General features: G+C 55.0%; 18 protein-coding genes. 3 read left to right on the top strand and 15 right to left on the bottom strand.

The genetic code is table 11. From position 1 onward, the window contains the following. Positions 1-67: 67 nt before the first annotated feature. Entirely contained in the window at positions 68-550 is a 483-nt protein-coding gene (locus CDO73_RS14595; protein ID WP_218821629.1) for a hypothetical protein, read from the bottom strand. 232 nt (positions 551-782) lie between these two features. Here CDO73_RS14595 and CDO73_RS14590 point away from each other — a divergent pair, with 232 nt between their 5' ends. Continuing rightward, positions 783-1352 carry a TetR/AcrR family transcriptional regulator gene (locus tag CDO73_RS14590; RefSeq protein WP_218821628.1) on the top strand — a complete coding sequence of 190 codons (570 nt, stop codon included), beginning with the start codon at positions 783-785 and terminating at the stop codon, positions 1350-1352. A 120-nt stretch (positions 1353-1472) separates the two neighbouring features. Here the strand turns inward: CDO73_RS14590 and CDO73_RS14585 are convergent, their stop codons facing one another. The 4 genes from CDO73_RS14585 to CDO73_RS14570 all read right to left on the bottom strand — a co-directional run bounded on the left by CDO73_RS14585 (position 1473) and on the right by CDO73_RS14570 (position 5684). After that, positions 1473-2447: a glycoside hydrolase family 43 protein gene (locus tag CDO73_RS14585; protein WP_088489258.1), complete on the bottom strand. Its 975-nt coding sequence runs from the start codon at positions 2445-2447 to the stop codon at positions 1473-1475. 17 nt (positions 2448-2464) lie between these two features. Then, positions 2465-3322, bottom strand: a complete 858-nt coding sequence (locus tag CDO73_RS14580; RefSeq protein WP_088489481.1) for a carbohydrate ABC transporter permease — start codon at positions 3320-3322, stop codon at positions 2465-2467. A 25-nt stretch (positions 3323-3347) separates the two neighbouring features. Further along, the gene (locus tag CDO73_RS14575; RefSeq protein WP_088489257.1) at positions 3348-4241 is read right to left on the bottom strand and encodes a carbohydrate ABC transporter permease; all 894 of its coding nucleotides are present in this window, start codon (positions 4239-4241) and stop codon (positions 3348-3350) included. Positions 4242-4346: 105 nt separating this feature from the next. Next, on the bottom strand, positions 4347-5684 hold the full coding sequence (locus CDO73_RS14570) for an ABC transporter substrate-binding protein (RefSeq protein ID WP_088489256.1): 1338 nt from the start codon (positions 5682-5684) through the stop codon (positions 4347-4349). A gap of 418 nt (positions 5685-6102) precedes the next feature. Between CDO73_RS14570 and CDO73_RS14565 the strand changes: the two genes are divergently transcribed. Then, a complete protein-coding gene (locus CDO73_RS14565; protein ID WP_088489255.1) occupies positions 6103-7071 on the top strand; it encodes an ArsR/SmtB family transcription factor in 969 nt (322 codons plus the stop codon). Positions 7072-7222: 151 nt separating this feature from the next. Here the strand turns inward: CDO73_RS14565 and CDO73_RS14560 are convergent, their stop codons facing one another. The 3 genes from CDO73_RS14560 to CDO73_RS14550 form a co-directional block, all read right to left on the bottom strand. After that, the gene (locus CDO73_RS14560; RefSeq protein ID WP_088489254.1) at positions 7223-8143 is read right to left on the bottom strand and encodes a carbohydrate ABC transporter permease; all 921 of its coding nucleotides are present in this window, start codon (positions 8141-8143) and stop codon (positions 7223-7225) included. A 36-nt stretch (positions 8144-8179) separates the two neighbouring features. Then, the gene (locus tag CDO73_RS14555; protein WP_088489253.1) at positions 8180-9142 is read right to left on the bottom strand and encodes an ABC transporter permease; all 963 of its coding nucleotides are present in this window, start codon (positions 9140-9142) and stop codon (positions 8180-8182) included. Between the two features lie 67 nt (positions 9143-9209). Continuing rightward, positions 9210-10826 carry an extracellular solute-binding protein gene (locus CDO73_RS14550; protein ID WP_088489252.1) on the bottom strand — a complete coding sequence of 539 codons (1617 nt, stop codon included), beginning with the start codon at positions 10824-10826 and terminating at the stop codon, positions 9210-9212. Positions 10827-11159: 333 nt separating this feature from the next. Here CDO73_RS14550 and CDO73_RS14545 point away from each other — a divergent pair, with 333 nt between their 5' ends. Next, a complete protein-coding gene (locus tag CDO73_RS14545; RefSeq protein WP_088489251.1) occupies positions 11160-12020 on the top strand; it encodes an AraC family transcriptional regulator in 861 nt (286 codons plus the stop codon). A 99-nt stretch (positions 12021-12119) separates the two neighbouring features. Here CDO73_RS14545 and CDO73_RS14540 read toward each other — a convergent pair whose 3' ends face one another. The 7 genes from CDO73_RS14540 to aroE all read right to left on the bottom strand — a co-directional run bounded on the left by CDO73_RS14540 (position 12120) and on the right by aroE (position 16770). Continuing rightward, positions 12120-12902, bottom strand: a complete 783-nt coding sequence (locus CDO73_RS14540) for a class I SAM-dependent DNA methyltransferase (protein WP_088489250.1) — start codon at positions 12900-12902, stop codon at positions 12120-12122. An 80-nt stretch (positions 12903-12982) separates the two neighbouring features. After that, positions 12983-13900 carry a CvfB family protein gene (locus CDO73_RS14535; RefSeq protein ID WP_088489249.1) on the bottom strand — a complete coding sequence of 306 codons (918 nt, stop codon included), beginning with the start codon at positions 13898-13900 and terminating at the stop codon, positions 12983-12985. Beyond that, positions 13897-14244 carry a ribosome silencing factor gene (gene rsfS / locus CDO73_RS14530; protein ID WP_088489248.1) on the bottom strand — a complete coding sequence of 116 codons (348 nt, stop codon included), beginning with the start codon at positions 14242-14244 and terminating at the stop codon, positions 13897-13899. The genes CDO73_RS14535 and rsfS overlap by 4 nt, the downstream gene beginning before the upstream one ends. Positions 14245-14247: 3 nt before the next feature. After that, complete coding sequence (gene yqeK / locus CDO73_RS14525) at positions 14248-14868, bottom strand: bis(5'-nucleosyl)-tetraphosphatase (symmetrical) YqeK (protein ID WP_088489247.1); 621 nt, start codon at positions 14866-14868, stop codon at positions 14248-14250. Next, positions 14840-15442: a nicotinate-nucleotide adenylyltransferase gene (locus CDO73_RS14520; protein WP_088489246.1), complete on the bottom strand. Its 603-nt coding sequence runs from the start codon at positions 15440-15442 to the stop codon at positions 14840-14842. The genes yqeK and CDO73_RS14520 overlap by 29 nt, the downstream gene beginning before the upstream one ends. A gap of 44 nt (positions 15443-15486) precedes the next feature. Continuing rightward, entirely contained in the window at positions 15487-15777 is a 291-nt protein-coding gene (gene yhbY / locus CDO73_RS14515; RefSeq protein ID WP_088489245.1) for a ribosome assembly RNA-binding protein YhbY, read from the bottom strand. A 126-nt stretch (positions 15778-15903) separates the two neighbouring features. Beyond that, complete coding sequence (gene aroE / locus CDO73_RS14510) at positions 15904-16770, bottom strand: shikimate dehydrogenase (RefSeq protein WP_088489244.1); 867 nt, start codon at positions 16768-16770, stop codon at positions 15904-15906. Between the last annotated feature and the right edge of the window lie 21 nt (positions 16771-16791).

The raw sequence follows: 16791 nt of genomic DNA, 5'->3' as shown, positions 1-16791 counted from the left end.
CCGATACGGCTTCGACAGAAAACACCGGCAGCTTCGGACGAAAAATCCGAAGTCTGCCGGTGTTTTTTTATCGAATCGCTTTTCGGCTCATGCGGCGAATCCCGATCCAAGCCAGGATCAATAAGATCTGCGCTAAGACGACCAGCCATAAGATCTGCGTATACCCGCCGATCAGGCAAAAGACCGTGTTGGCCAGCGGGAACCCCAAGAACGTGAACAGGATCGGAAAATCTTTTCGGGCATCGAACGAATCGCGAACTTTCCCGTCCCAGAATTTGAAGAAAGCCAGCGCGAGCATTCCGGCCGAAACGGCAGACAGCGCGATCAGCATCACCCACTGCATATCGGAAGTCCGCGGGAAGAACGGTCCCATATAATTCAAGAAGTTCGACAGCGGCGAAAACATGCAGATCGACGACAGGATCGCGGCCAGAAACGGATACAGATACCCGACCGCGCGGCTGTAGCCTTTCTTCTTATGCCACCATTCGCCGATCAGAATAAAGGTCGTCCAATAGCCGGCGATATAGATCCAGCCCGTGAAATTCATGACCGGTTCCCCGTAGATCAAAGGTTCGCCGGGCAGCGGATCGAACGACCATCTCGCGATGACGCCCTCCGTTTAAAATTGGATTGTATCGAACGTTCGAACAAATTATAATTTCACTGTGTAAGTAAAACAACAGGTAGTTCGATAACTTTCTGTTCGTTATCTGACACGCCGCTCTGCATCTGTTCGTTATCCGGTTATCGTTCATCATTTTTTTGTTCGGGAGGAGATTATGACGGAACCCAAAGTGGATCATCGGGTGAGATACACCAAGATGGTGATCAAAGAAAGTCTGCTGAAACTGCTGAAAGAACGTTCGATCAACAAGATTACCGTGACCGATATTTGCAAAGAAGCCGGCATCAACCGCAACACTTTTTATACGCATTACGCGAATCCGTTCGAACTTCTCTCTTCGATCGAAGACGCGCTGTACGAGGAAATCAAGCAGGTCGCGACGCTGTCTTCGTCTCCTCGGAAGCTGTCTTACGAGATCTGCAAATACATCAAAGCGAATAAAACGTTATGCGAAGTGCTGTTCTCGGAAAACGGCGACAAAGAATTGTTGGAACGCATTCTGTATATCAGCCACGATCTGACGATCGAAAAATGGATGGAACAAACCGAAAACTTCGATCGGCAGCAATTCGAAACATGGTATGCGTTTACCGCGCACGGCAGCATCGCCATCATCAAAAAGTGGGTAAACGGCGGTCTCAAAGAACGTCCCGGCGATATCGCGGCTTTTATCGACAAAGCGACGGAAGCCGTCTCCAAAGCTTTTTATACGGAAAAGGCGTAATCCCGCCGATCCGCCGACGACAAAAAAAGCTCTTCGCCCGTCCGTTCAGGACGCCGAAGAGCTTTTTTGCGCAAACCCGTTCTCTATGTCGCGAAGCGAAAATCGTTCGAGTACGCCGGCTTACCGTCCGACGGTCGCTTCCGTATCCGGCTGCGGAATTCCGAAGTCCGGCAGACCGTCTTCCCGCCATCCGAACGCTTTGACCCGCGCGTGGCGGTTCGGGTCGTACAGCGGATCGCCGACGATCGCTTTGTAGCTGCGGGCATGATAGACCAGCAGGTCTTCCCCGTTTTCCCCCGTCGTAAAACTGTTATGTCCGGGACCGTACTGCCCGTTCTCTTCGCTGGTCGCAAAGACCGGTTCCGGAAGTTTGGTCCACGAAGCGGCGTCCAGCAGATCGGCCTCTTCGTCTGCGAACAGCAGGCCCATGCAGTAATGATGATCGGTCGCGCTCGCCGAGAACGTCATCCAGATCTTCCCGCCGCGTTTGATGACCGCCGGTCCTTCGTTCACCAGAAACCCGATTTTTTCCCACTCGTATTGCGGCTGCGAGATCATGGTTTGCGGTCCGGTCAGCGTCCAGCCGTTCTCCATCTCGGAGATGTACAGATTGGAGTTGCCTTCGATCTCCGGATCTTTCTGCGCCCAGACGTAATACGTTTTGCCCCGATGTGCGAAAACGGTCGCGTCGAGCGCGAACGATTCCCACTTCGTCACGACTTGTCCTTTTTCCGTCCAAGGCCCGTCCAGCGGGTTATCGGCTGCGCATTCGAGCGCGTACATCCGGTGATCGAACAGTCCTTCGTTCGTCTCCGCCGTATGCGCCGCCGCGAAATACAGATACCATTTGCCGTCGATCCGGTGCAGTTCGGGAGCCCAGATATTGGCGCTCATCGGCCCGGTCCCGGGTTTGCGCCAGACGATCTCGCGCTCCGCGTCCCGCAGCCCTTCGAGCGTCCGCGAACGCCGCAGTTCGATCCGGTCGTACTCGGGTACCGAACCCGTGAAGTAATAATAACCGTCTTCGTGCTTGTAAATGTAAGGATCCGCCCGCTGCTCGATCAAAGGGTTGGAATATTGTCCGGATACGTTCATCGCCATCTCTCTCCTTCTCAGCCTTTTACGGCACCGGCGGTCATCCCGTCGATAAAGTATTTCTGGAACGCCACGAACAGCACGAAGATCGGAATGATCGAGAAAAACGATCCGACGATCAACAGGTCGTAGTTATTGCCGTAAGGCGTCAGCAGCGTTTTCAGCCCGATCGGCAGCGTGTACTTGCGTTCGTCGCTGAGCACCATGAACGGCCAGAGGAAGTTGTTCCAGCTGTTCATCCCGTTGAGGATCGCCATCGCCGCGAACGAAGGTTTCATGATCGGCAGGATCAGGCGCAGATAGATGCCGTATTCGCTCGCTCCGTCGACCCGGCCGGCCGCGATGATCTCTTTGGGAATGCCGCTCAGATACTGCCGGAAAAAGAAGATGGTCGCCGCGCTCGCGATGCCCGGAAGCACGATCGCCGAATACGTGTTCATCATGCCCAGATTGAAAATGAGCGTATACAGCGGCAGCAGCAGAATCTCGAACGGCACCATCATGATCAACAGCACGCAGATGAACAAGAAGTTCTTGCCTTTGAATTCGTAAGCCGCGAACCCGTAGGCGACCGTCGCGCTGATGATCAGCGTCAGCGCCACCTGTACCACGGTCAGCAGCAGCGAGTTGAAGAACCAGGTGAAGTAAGAATGATCGCCCGTGAACAGATACGCGTAGTTGTCGAAGCTCATCACCGACAGATCGAATTTCAAGTTGAGGCCGTAGCGGATCAGTTCTTCCCCCGGCTTGAAAGAAGACAGCGCGATCGCGTAGAACGGGACCAAGATCACTCCGCATAAAGCGGCGAATAGAACGAACAGGCCGATTTTCAGCGGAAGATGTTTTTTGACCGAGATTGACGAACGTTCGTTCATCTTCAGCGTCGCTTCTTTTTTCATCTTAATCCTCCTTCTTGAACAGGCCGGAGAATGCGAGCTGGATCATGTTGATCGTCATCGCCAGCACCAGCAGCACGATGCCGACCGCCGCGGCGTAACCGAGGTTGCTTTTCTCGATGCCTTGACGGTACAAGTAACCGACGATCGTGAGGCCGATATTTTTCGGAGAATTGTTGCCGTTCCAGATCATCAAGCTCTCGATAAACATGGCGAGTCCCGCATAGATGCTGATCGTCAGCACGTAGATGGTCGTCGGCTTGAGCAGCGGCATGGTAATCATGCGGAACTTCTGCCAAGCCGAAGCGCCGTCGATCGAAGCGGCTTCGTAATAATCGTCCGGAATGCTTTTGAGGCCCGACAAGAAATACAGCATGTTTACGCCGAGCCAGCGCCAAGTCGCCAGCGTCAGCAGCGCGATAAAGCCCGTCGTCTGCCCTTTCAAGAATTTCACGGGTTCGATGCCGAACAAGCCCAAGAAACTGTTGATGAGCGAGCCGTCCATTTCCCCGAACATCAGGCGGAAGATGGTGCCGGCCACGACGACCGAAGTCAGCGCGGGGAAGAACAACGAAGACTTGAAGAATTCGCGTCCCCACATGAACTTGTTGTTGATCAGCACGGCCAGCAGCATCGGCAGCGGAATGAGGATCAGCAGCGTGCACAGCATATACACGGCGCTGTTCATGACGGCTTTGAGGAAAATTTTATCGCCCAGCAGCTTGGTGTAATTGTCCAATCCTACCCACTCGGCTTCTTGGCCCAACGTGATTTTCTGGAAGCTCATCGTCACCGAACTGCCCAGCGGATAGACCCAGAAGATCAGGAAGACGAGGATAAAAGGCAGCACGAACACGTACGGCGCGACTTTTTGCGAATAAAGAAATCGTTTGATCATCGTTTTGCACCTTCTTCGTAAACGGTCTCCCGCCGCTCCGGCCCAGGAAAAGGCGAGGAACGCGGGAGACCCGTTAGGATGTGGAAACGGTTATGCGCGATCCGACTATTGCAGCTCTTGTTCGATCTGCGCCTGAGCGTCGTCGAGCGCCTGCTTGATGTCTTTGCCGTCTTCGAAGATTTCGTTCAAAGTGACGGTGCAGAGCACGTTGTTGATCGTCGGCGAAGCCGGAACCGATTTGACGTATTTGATCTCGTCGCGAATTTCGTTCAAGACGTCGAACGGATTGTTTTTGAAGTATTTCACGAATTCGTTCTCCGGATTGTGCGTCACTTCTTTCATGTCCCAGACTTTCATGTTGACCGGGTCGAAACCGAGCGTGTTCCAGATCTCGATATTGGCGTCTTCGGACAGTTTCGCGTAAGCGAGGAAGTCTTTCGCCAACTGCACGTCTTTGGCCGTTTTGGTGACTACCGTACCCGTACCGCCGCCGCCGACCGAACGAGGCATGCCTTTTTCGATGACCGGAATCGGCGCGATCGCGATCTTGCCGGCGAGATCCGGCATGTAGTTCGTGAAGCGGGACATCATCCACAGCGGCATGAAGGCGGTTGCATATTCGCCAGAATTGTATTCGCCGTAAGCTTCTTCGGTATCCGGCTGGCCGCCCGCGATCGTGGCGATCGCGTTGGAATCTTGCAGATCTTTGAGCACTTGAAGAGCTTTGACCATCTCCGGCGAGTTGACCTGCGGTTTGCCGTCGGCGTCGGTGAAGTCGGAACCCTGCTGCGCCAGCAGCATCGATTCCTGCCACATCGCGCTGGTGTCGGCCGTGCCCATATGTTTGCCGGTTTTCTCGTAGACTTGTTCGCCGGCTTTTTTGAAGTCGTCCCAAGTGACGATCTTCGTGTAGTCCACTCCGGCTTCTTCGAGGATTTCCGTATTGTAGAACGCGACCGAAGCGCCGACGTGCGTCGGAATCCCGTAGTTCTTGCCGTCTTTGCTGTAGATATCGATCCGCGACTTGACGATCGTATCGCGGTAAGGATCGATCACGTCGTTCAGAGGTTCGAGCTGCGGCGTGCCTTTGAGGAAATCGGGGAATTTGCCGAGTTCGATATCGGCGATGTCCGGCGCTCCCGTGCCCGTTTGCAGCGCGATCGACAATTTGTTATGCATATCGTCGTACGGCATGACGGTAACGTTCAGCTTGATCTGGCGGTCCGGATTTTCTTTATTCCATTTCTCCAGCATTTTCTCGAAGTGCTTGCCGTGCAGTTCGACGAACGTCCAATAAGAAAGCTCGGTCGCGTTTTCGCCCGCGCCGGCGTCGATGACCGATTTTTCGCCCGAAGCGGTATTGGTGGACGATTTGCCGCAGGCCGTAAGCAGCGACAGCACTAACGTAAGCAGCATCAATAACACGATTCCTTTTTTCTTCATTTCTGACCCTCCCGAATATGGTTTGTCCTGCGCGATGCCCGATTCCGAACCTGTTATGCAGAATAATTTTTATTTCAGTATAAACTAAAATAATTCATGTTATACTGAATGTATCCGCTTGCAAAATTAAAATAGCACACGTTTTTGAGGTTGTAAACAGAAGAATCTAAATCTTTTTAGCTAAACCTAAAGGTTAATTTGCATTTTCCGCGTCTTCTCGTTTCGATTTGGAAATAATAACCTGCTGTTTTAATTTCAATTTTATTTAAAAGTAAAACCGATTTTGAACGCTTATTTTGCGGGTTTGTACGGATTTTGTAGGCGGAGGGGGAAATATTTGGTTTAGAAACGTTTTCGGTTTATACTGACATAAAATAATAAACACGTCGGAAATCCAAAAGAAAGCGGGGATACGGCCATGATTTACATCAAAGATTTAATGAGCGGCATCGAGATTTTCAAAGCGCTCGGCTCGGAAATCCGGATTCAGATTCTGGAACTGCTGGCCGGAAACGAAGAATTGAACCTGAACGAGATCGCGCGCAAACTGGGACTCAGCAACGGGGCGGTCACTCTGCATATCAAAAAACTCGAAGAATGCGGGCTGATCGAGATTCGGACGGCCGGCGGCAAACACGGCATCCAAAAACTCTGTTACCTCAATAAAGACAAACTGATGGTCGACCTGCGCAGCAAAGACACCGACAATCTGTACGAAGTCGAGATTCAAGTCGGCCATTACAGCGACTACAAAGCGCTTCCGACCTGCGGTCTCGCCACCAAAGACAGCATTGTCGGCGACTTCGACGATCCCCGTTATTTCGCCGATCCGCAGCGGATCTACGCCGAGATCATCTGGCTCGCCGAAGGGTTTCTGGAATACCGGATTCCCAACTATCTCAAAGCCAACCAGAGTTTCCGCGAGATCCAGATTTCGCTGGAGATCGGGTCGGAAGCGCCGGGATACAACAACTACTATCCGTCGGATATCCATTTCTCCATCAACGGCATCGAATTGGGCTGCTGGACCAGCCCCGGCGATTTCGGCGACGTGCGCGGCACGTTCAACCCCGACTGGTGGCCGCCCCATCTCAACCAATACGGCATGCTGAAGCTGATCCGGATCAACAGCGAAGGCAGTTTTATCGACGGCTGCCGCATCTCGGACGTCACGCTGGAAGATATCCGCCTCGATTACCGAAGCGAATTGACGTTCCGGATCGCGGTCACCGAGCAGCCGACGAACAAACGCGGCTTGACGCTGTTCGGACGCAACTTCGGCAACTACGGCCAACATCTGCTGGCCCGCGTGCTCTACAACGTTCACGAAGGCAGCTTCTCGGCTCAAGGCGAGCCGGAATCCGTATCGTCGGCCGCTCAAGATTAGACGGCCTGCGGGAATCTCCCGCCGTAATCAAAGGACCGATTCTTCGGTCCTTTTTGCCGTTCTAAGCCGACTGAACGCAAAAAATCCTTTTACCTATAGCGTTCGCCGCGGTATTCGGCGAAACGCGAGTAGATAAAAGGATTCCGGCAAATCAGCCTTTGACCGAACCGATCATGACGCCTTTATCGAAATATTTTTGCAGGAACGGATAGACCAGCAGGATCGGCAGCGTCGAAACGATGATGACCCCGTATTTGACCTGATCGGCATACTGCTGAGCGTAACCGCCCGCCGCGCCGCCCGCTCCCGCCCCTTGCGAGAACACTTGGTTGGACAGCAGGATATCGCGCAGCACGATCTGAAGCGGTTGAAGACCGTTGCTGCGGATATAGATCAGGCCGGTAAAGAAGTCGTTCCAATGCGCGACCAGATAATACAAGCCGATGACGGACACGATCGCTTTGGACAGCGGCAGCACCACCGATCCGAAGTAGCGGAAATGCGAGCAGCCGTCCATCGCCGCGGCTTCGTACAGTTCTTTCGGAATCGAACTTTCGAAGAACGAACGCGCGATGATCAGATTATAGACGTTGACGCTGAACGGCAGAATGAATACCCAGATCGTGTTGATCAGATGCAGGTCTTTCATCAGCAGGTAAGTCGGGATCAGACCGCCGCCGAAGAACAACGTCAAGACGAACGCGAACATGATAAAACGTCTGGCGCGAAATTCCTGCCGGGACAGCACATAAGCCGCGGGCAGCGTAAACAGCAGGTTCACGAACGTCCCGAGCACGGTATACAGAATCGTGTTTCCGTATCCCGTCCAGATCCGTTGGTCTTTGAAGATCTCGGAGTATCCGAAGAAACTGATTTCTTTCGGGAAGATCGTCACCTGCCCCGTCGAGACGAGCGTCGAATTGCTGATCGAAGCGATCACGACGAAATACAGCGGATAGACGATGCTCAGGAAGATCAGCAGACAAAGCGCGAATACGACCGCATCGAACGCCCACTCTCCGAAATTCCGTTTATGCGCGGTCGCTTTTTCTTTTTTCTGCACGAGCTGCATGACGAGTTCTCTCCTTTCTTGGCCGAAGCGGCCGCGTTACCACAGGCTGGTCTCCGACGTCTTGCGGGCGACCAAGTTCATCGTATACAGGAAGAAGAAGTTGATTAACGTATTGAACAGCCCGATGGCCGCCGAATAACTGAACTGGTTGCTTACGATCCCGATCTTATACACATAAGTCGCGATGACTTCGGATACCGGGAGATTGAGCGAGTTCTGCATCAGGAAAATTTTCTCGAAACCGGTACTGAGCACGCTGCCCATGCTGAGCACGAACAAGATGATGATCGTCGGGATCAACGCCGGAATTTCGATATTGCGGATGGTCTGCCAGCGGCTCGCTCCGTCGATCTTCGCCGCGTCGTAGAGCTGCGGGTCGACGGTGGACAGCGCTGCCAGATAGATGATGCTGTTCCAACCGCAGTGCTGCCAGATCTCCGAGATGACATAGACCGGCACGAACGTCGAAGTGGAACCGAGCAGATTGACGTCGCCGAGACCTACCGATTGCAGCAGATGGCCGATAACGCCCGAGTTCGGCGACAGCAGCACGTTCAGCAGGCCGACCATGACGACGATCGAGATGAAGTGCGGCAGATAGACGGTCGTTTGCAGCGCTTTTTTCGCCCGTTTCCAGCGGAGCTGATTGATCAGCAGCGCCAAGATGATCGGAGCCGGGAAACTGAGCACGACGGTGGACAAACTGATCACGACCGTATTTTTCATCAGATCGGCGAATTGGTAGCTCTCGAAGAACTGTTTGAAATAGAACAATCCGCGCCATTCGCCGCCCGTCAATCCTTTGGCGAAATTGTAATCGCGGAACGCCAACTGAATGCCGTACATCGGAATGTAGTTGAAGATGAAGATGACCACGATCGCCGGGAAAATCATGATCCATAACTGATAATCGCGTCTGAACGTGTTCAGCACCGTCGGTTTTTTCTTTTTGTAAGGCCGCAGGTTGACCGGGTGTTCGTAAGGATTCTGGGGAACCATCGTCTAGTCGCTCCTTTCGCGAAAACGGGGACCGCCCCCGGCATGCCGAAGACGGTCTCCCGATCGATTAATTTTTGCTCATATAGTCGTCGTAGTACTTCTGGATGATCTCGACGTTCTTCTCGATTCCGGTCTTCTTGACGTTGTCGAGGTATTCGTTCCACTGGTCTTCCACGCCGCCGTTGGTTACCCATTCCGCCCATTTGGCCATTGTGAGCGACAGCATCGCCGTATTGTTGAGCGTCATCGTATTGTTGTCTTCCACGCTGTATTTGATGAACATCGTCGGCAGCACGTCTTTTTTCTTGTCGATGCCGTCCAGCGCGGCTTTGAGCGGTTCGGTCTGCGAGCCGACCGACTGCATATCCGTGCCCAACGTCAGCTTGAGCGAATCCGAGATATACATCGGACCGTTATCCGCCCAAGTGCTCGTCCATTTCCAAGTGCCCGGGTCCATCGCTTTGTCTTCCGGAGGCAGCACCGAATAAGAGCCGTCGCCGTTGTCTTTGATATTGGTGCCGAGCGAACCGAACAGCACCTGCATGCTGACGGTCGGATCATAGAGTTCGTTGATGAATTTCATCGCGGCTTCTTTGTTTTTGGAAGTCGAAGCCATCGAGACCATGTTCACGCCGTAGTTGAGCGAGTTGTAATCGTAAGACCATGTCGGTTGAACCGTCGAATCGGCGCTTTTCTTCAGCGGAGCGAGCGACTCGTACTGCGGCGCCAGCGCGTTGCCGACGCGGTCGGTCACTTCCCAGCCCCAAGTGAAGCCGACGGCCGCCGTATCGCCGCTGCCTCGGGCGACGGATTGGTATTTGGTATAATCCTGCGTGAACACTTCTTTGCTGATCAGTCCGGCCGCGTAGCATTTGTGCAGGAAAGCCACGAGGTCTTTGTAACGCTCGTCGGTGAAGAAGTTCTTGATCTTGCCGTCTTCCACGAAATACCCTTGCCCGCTGTTGTCGGTCATCGTGAGCCCTTCGCTGCCCAGCAGCATCGTCGGCATGAACGCTCCGAAACCGCCCGTGCCGCTCGGCGCGAAGTCCATCGGAATCTCGTCGTTCGGATCGCCGTTGCCGTTCGCGTCTTTTTCTTTGAACGCGACCAGCACGTCGTACAGCTCGTCCCAGTTCGTCGGTTCTTTCAGTCCCAGATTGTCGAGCCATTTCTTGTTGATATACTGCCGCGTCGTCGTGTCGGGCCAGAAGCGTTGATATTTCGGCAGCCCGTAGATCTTGCCGTCCAACTGCGTCGCGATCGCTTTCGTTTCCGGTTTCTCGTCGAACATCTTCTGGACATTGGGCCCGCTTGACGCGATCAGCGGAGTCAGGTCTTCGAACAGTCCCGGGAACTGCGCGTAATCGGCGTCGCTGATCGCGTTAGGCCCGATGATGAGATCCGGAATATCCCCGCCCGCGAGCAAAGCGCCTTTTTTCTGTCCCCAATCCGCGCTGACTTCCTGCCACTCGATCTGCACGCCGGCACGCTCTTCCGCCTGCTTGAGCCATTCCATTTTCGAAAATTCTTGGGTCAACGAATGTTTGGTCATGATCGCGGTCAGTTTGACCTTGCCGTCGGGCGTCGTCCCGCCGCTCGCGCCGTCTTCGTCCGAACCGCCGCAGCCCGAGAGCAATCCTGCTCCGAGCGCGAGAACCGCCAGAACCGATAAACTTTTCTTCATTCCGATTCCCTCCGTTTTCATTTGCCGAAATGACGCGGAGAAGCGTTAAAATGTACGGATATAACGCTCCTTCGTCCCATTACGAGCCCCTTTGAGAGTGGTGTTTTCGGTCAAATCGGCTGTCTCGACTCTTTTCTGTATCCGCTTTCAATTCGATTTGACGACTCTAGCTTAATCTCATTTCCGGGCCGAACAAATAGTTTAAAGTTCGAATAAGTGTCAAAAGGTTAGGTCTGCGAGGCTGGCGTCTAGCCGTTGGAAGCGTTTTATGATAGCTTTACACTAAGCAGAATCGTTTATAAAAATGTAAATCAAACAAAGGAGGTTGCGTTGATGATTGCGTACGAACTGTCCGTCGACACTCCCGTCGAGCTGGCGATTACCGGAAAATTCGTAGCGCCCGACGCCAACTGGATTCATCTGAGCCGCACGCTTATGGATTACGAACTGATGGTCGTGACGGAAGGCGTATTATATCTGGCCGGCGGCTCGCAGCGGTTCACCGTCTCCGAAGGCGAATATCTGCTTCTTCCCCCTTCGACCGAGCAGTACGGCTACAAAGTCTCGGCGTGCAGTTTCTATTGGCTGCATTTCTCCGTCAAAGACCCCGCGATCGTCACCGTCGACGCGACGGCCGGCGTACCCGACAAAGAAGGACAAAAGATCGTGCTCCCGCGTTACGGCAAACTCAAAAGCCTCGAAAAAATGATCGTGATGATGAAACAACTGCAAGATTCCGTTCGCAGTTACGACACGTCGGCGCTCAACAATTACATGTCCACCGTCATCTTATGCGAACTGTACAATCAGCTTTTTCATGCCGACTCGTCCGCCGCGGTCAAGAAAACGCGGCAGGAGCAGCTCTATCACGACATCGTCGACTATATCAAATGGAGCCGCGGCGAACCGATCAAAGTCTCGCAGATCGCGGAAACGTTCGGCTACAACGAGAAGTATCTGTCGCATCTGTTCTCTTCGATCGCCGGCGTATCGCTCAAGCAGTATATTTTGCAGCAGAAAATGGAACTGGCGAAATATCTGCTGACCGACACCAACCAGAATATCAGCGAAGTCTCGGTAAAACTCGGATACACCGATTCCCATAATTTCATGAAAGCGTTCAAGAAGATCGTCGGCTTGACGCCCAGCGATTTCCGGAACGCTTACGCGAAGCGGCTGCTGTTCTACGAGTGAGCCACGTCGCCGAGAAGCGCGGACGCAAAAAAAACGGATTCCCCCGGAAGGAGATCCGTTTTTTGTCGTTCGTACATTCTACATTCGTATAGAACCGATTTATTTGACGGCTGCATAAAACAATCGTTCCGCTCCGGCTTTCGGCGCTTCCCATTCGAAATCGGCGTAGCATTCCGCGCTGGAGAAGCCGGCACGCAGCAGCGCTTGACGCAGCCATTCCGAATCGTAAGCCCGCTCCACGTGCACTTCGTCGAAACGATCATACACATCCGAAGTTCCGCTTCCGCCCTCGGCGGTTCGGCGCACGAAGATCCGCAGATGATGTTCGATCTCTTCGCGTTCTTCGTCCATGCCGCAGGTCCAGATGTACGAGATGCCGTCTTCGTCGAGCACGAAAGGCTGCTCTTCTTCGTAACGCCGCAGCGTATCCGGATGATGCACGTCGAACAGGAACGTTCCGCCGGGCTGCAGCCCTTCGTACGTCGCTCGGAACACCGCTTCGATCTGCTCGGGTTCAGTCAGATAATTCAAGCAGTCGCAGAACGAGATCACCGAATCGACAGGCTCCGGCGCTTCCCATTCCGTCATGTCCTGCCGCACGAAACGCAGGCTTCCGCTGCGCAGCAGCCCTTGAAGCGGCGGACGTTCTTCGGCTTTGTGTTGCGCGACCGCCAGCATGTCTTCCGACAAGTCGATTCCCGTCATTCGGTAACCCTGCTCCGCGAGCATGACGGTCAGCGTACCCGTTCCGCAGCCCAATTCCACGACGTCGCCCGGGTTTCCGTATTTCTCCCAAGCTTCGAGCGCGAATCGTTTCCATTTCGCATAAGGCATATCCTGCATCAGTTCGTCGTATACATAAGCGAATTTGCCGTAAGACATTCTGTCTCCTCCGTTCTTTTCCCGCAAAAAAACGGCTTCTTCCCTTCGCCGGAAAGAAGCCGTGCTCTGCAATATCTGGCTTACTGCTCCGAGTCCGAAGACGTTTGGCCGTCGACCTGCTTCAGGCGCGTCCAGTTCTCGTCCTGTTCGATCAAGCCCTGCTTCATCAGACGGCCCAGCGCCCGCTTGAACGCGGCTTTGCTGATGCCGAAACGCAGCTTGATGATGTCCGGACCGGTCTTGTCGGAATACGGCATCGCGCCGCCGTCGCGGCCGCGCATATACGCCAGAATCTTCTCGGCGTCTTCGTCCATGCCGATTTCTTTGCGCTGCGCCATCGACAGATTGGCGCGGCCGTCTTCTTCGCGAATGCGGGCGACGCGCACGTCGACCGTCTCCCCGAGCCGAAGCAGGCGGGAACGCTCCGAAGAATGGATGAATCCGATCGCGCCGAATCCGAGAACGCCGCCGTCGATGATCACGAACGTGCCCATCTGAAGCGGACGGTACACGGTCGCTTTCATCCACTGGTTCTGCCACGATTCCGGCACGTTGAAGCACAGCGGCGACAATTCTTCTTCGCCGCAGGTGCGGGCAAGCAGGCGGCCCTGCTTATCGCGGTCCATCCGTACGAAGATATGATCGCCGACTTCCGGCTGAAGTTCGGGCGTCTCCGGCAGCTCGCGCTTCGGCAGCAGCAGTTGGCGGCCCAGCCCCATCTCCAAGAAGCAGCCGAGACGCGGATGGATATCGGCCACTTCCAGCTTGGCGATCTCGCCGAACGTCAGCAGCGGCTTCTTCATCGTCGCGATCAGCCGATCTTCGGAGTCGTGATGGATGAAGACGTCCGTCTGCTGGCCCGGACGGAACTTCATGTTGCCGGTACGTTCCGTGTACGGAAGCAGCACTTCTTCTTGGCCGTCCGTCATGAAAAAGCCGTGCGGCGAGACTTCCCGAGCGACGGTAAGTTTGACGATCGTGCCCGCTTCGAGACTCATACCGTTTCCACCACTTTCGCATCCGACCAGACGCGTTCGATATTGTAATATTCGCGTTCGTCCCGGTGGAAGACGTGCACGATCACGTCCCCGAGATCCATCAATACCCAGCGGGCCGAATCCATGCCTTCGATGCCTCGGATATTGGCGCCGGCTTCCACCGCGCGCTTGCGCACTTCCGTCGCGATCGCTTGCACCTGCGTATCGGAGTTGCCGTGGCAGACCACGAAATAATCCGCGACCATCGAGATGCCGTTCAGATCCAACGCGACGACGTTCATCGCTTTTTTGTCCGCGACGGCTTCCGTCGCGATATGAAGCAGTTCTTTCGAGTTTACGCTCATTCGTTATCCTCCCTTATTTTCGGTCACCGGCCGGGTCTGCCCCGCCTGCTCGCGAGCGGCGAGCTGACGGATCAGATCGTTGCGTGCCAGTACCGTTGTCGGAAATATCGTTTGTCCCCGTTCGAGCAGCACCTTGACGGTAGAGTCGAAACCGGCGATCAGTCCTTCTTCCAAACTCAATAACGCTTTCTCCCGAATCCGATCGACGCCGGGAAAGTCGCGTCCCGGCTCGATATAATCGGCCAAGCAGACGACTTTGTCCAGCAGCGTCATTTCTTCGCGGCCCGACGTGTGATAGCGGATCGCGTCGATAACCTCGCGGTCTTCGATTCCGTATTCGTGTTCCGCCACGTAAGCGCCGACTTCCGAATGCCACAGCGGCGAATCGTAATTCAGCAGTTCCGCGTTCAGGCCGTTCTCGGCAATCACCGCCGCTTGACGCTGCACCGGCCAATATTTGGCTACGTCGTGCACGATCGCCGCCTGCTCCGCGCGCTGCGGATCGGCGCCGTAACGTTCCGCCAGCTCGATCGCCGATCGCATGACGCCGAGCGTATGCTGCCAACGTCTGGCCGGCATCTGCGAAGAAACGGCTTCAATCAGTTGTTCGCGCGTAAAAGGCATGATTACCGCTCCTTTGCAAATAATCGTAGACCTTCTCGGGTACCAGATAACGGGCCGAACGGCCGCTTTTCAGCCGGCTGCGGATCTCCGTCGAAGAAATCTCGAGCTGCGGCATATCGAAGTAATCGATGACCTCCGCCACCGCGTCCGGAACGACTTCTTCGTGCAGCTCGTATCCGCCGCGGCCGACCGCGGCGAACCGGGTCAAGCCCGCCAGTTCTTCGATCCGGTTCCATTTGGGCAGATAGTTCACCATATCCGTGCCGATGATGAAATGAAAATCGGCATCCGGATATTTCGCGGCCAATTCGCCCATCGTGTCTACCGTATAAGAAACGCCGCCCCGGCGCAGTTCGATGTCGAGCGTGCGAAACGCGGGCTGCGTCCCGATCGCGAGTTCCACCATCTGCATCCGTTCTTCCGCGGAGAATCCCGCTTCGGCCTTATGCGGCGGGATATGGGAAGGCATAAACCAGACTTCGTCCAGTCCCAGCCCTTCGCGCACCGTCTCGGCAGCGACCAGATGTCCGATATGAATCGGGTCGAACGTGCCGCCCATGATTCCGATCTTCAAGCTCTTCACTCCCTACTTCAGCCTCTATGCGACGGTTATCCCGATTACGGCAGTTCGATTTGTTTGTGTTCGCGCGATTCTTTGTACAAAATGATCGTGCGGCCGATGACTTGAACCAGTTCCGCTTCGGCGGCTTCCGCCAGCTCCGGTCCCAATTCTTTCGGTTCTTCGTCGCAGTTGTTCAGCACGGATACTTTGAGCAGCTCGCGCTGTTCGATCGCTTCGTTGATATGGCGAACCAGTTGATCGTTCAGACCTCCCTTGCCGATCTGGAAGATCGCGTTGAGATGGTGGGCCTGCGAACGCAGGTAGCGTTTTTGTTTGCCTGTCAGCATAAGTGTGTGACTCCTCTTTTTTGAAAAATGCCGCGTCGCGCCGCGTTTGACCGGGCGCGAACGAACGGCTGCTTATTTTACTTTTACCCCTATTTGCTCCGAAAAGCCTCGAATAAGCCGAAGACGTTACTTCGGCTTCGCCGCGACGTTCATGTCGCGCAGCACGGCGGCTCGCATCGCTTCGACCGGAGCGGGAACTCCGGTCCAATATTCGAACGCGTAAGCGCCTTGATAGACGAACATTCCGAGACCGCCGTGAACGCGGCAGCCTTTGTCGCGGGCCAGACGCAGCAGCTTGGTCTCCAGCGGATTGTAGATCAGATCGCTGACGATCTCGCCGCCGCGCAGCAGCGCCGGATCGAGCGGCACTTCGTCGACGTGCGGATGCATGCCGACCGATGTCGTGTTGATCACGATATCGGCGCTTTGCAGCGCCTCCGCCGCGCGATCCGCGGGCAGCGCGGCGATATCGGCAAGGTCGCTCCACTCGCGAGCCAGCGCTTCGGCCCGCTCCGTCGTGCGGTTCAGCAGCACGATCCGCTCCGGCGCTTCGGCGGCCAGCGCGTAGATGATGCCGCGCGCCGCGCCGCCGGCGCCAAGCACAACGATGCGGCGGCCCTCAAGCATGGCCGCCGCCTCTTCCTTCAGGGAACGGACATAGCCGATCCCGTCCGTATTGCGGCCGATCAAACGGCCGCCTTCGTTGATGATCGTATTGACCGCGCCGATTCTTCGGGCGTCTTCGCTCAGTTCGTCCAAATGGCGCATGACGTTTTCTTTGTGCGGGATCGTGACGTTGATCCCGCGATATTCTTCTTCGCGCACGGCCGCGATCATATCGGCAAGCCGCTCCGGCTTGATATGCAGAGCCGCATATTCGCCGGCGATGCCGCTTTCGCGAAGCGCGGCTTCATGCATGACCGGAGATTTGGAATGGGCGATCGGATCGCCGATGACTCCGAGTTTGAGCGGACGAACATGTGGTTGATTCAATGCTTTTTCCTCCCCGTCCGT

Origin of the sequence: Saccharibacillus sp. O23 (genome assembly GCF_002205895.1) — a bacterium.
Lineage (GTDB): Bacteria > Bacillota > Bacilli > Paenibacillales > Paenibacillaceae > Saccharibacillus.
Note: the sequence above shows the minus strand (reverse complement) of the source record. Positions and strands in the feature narration are given on the sequence as shown.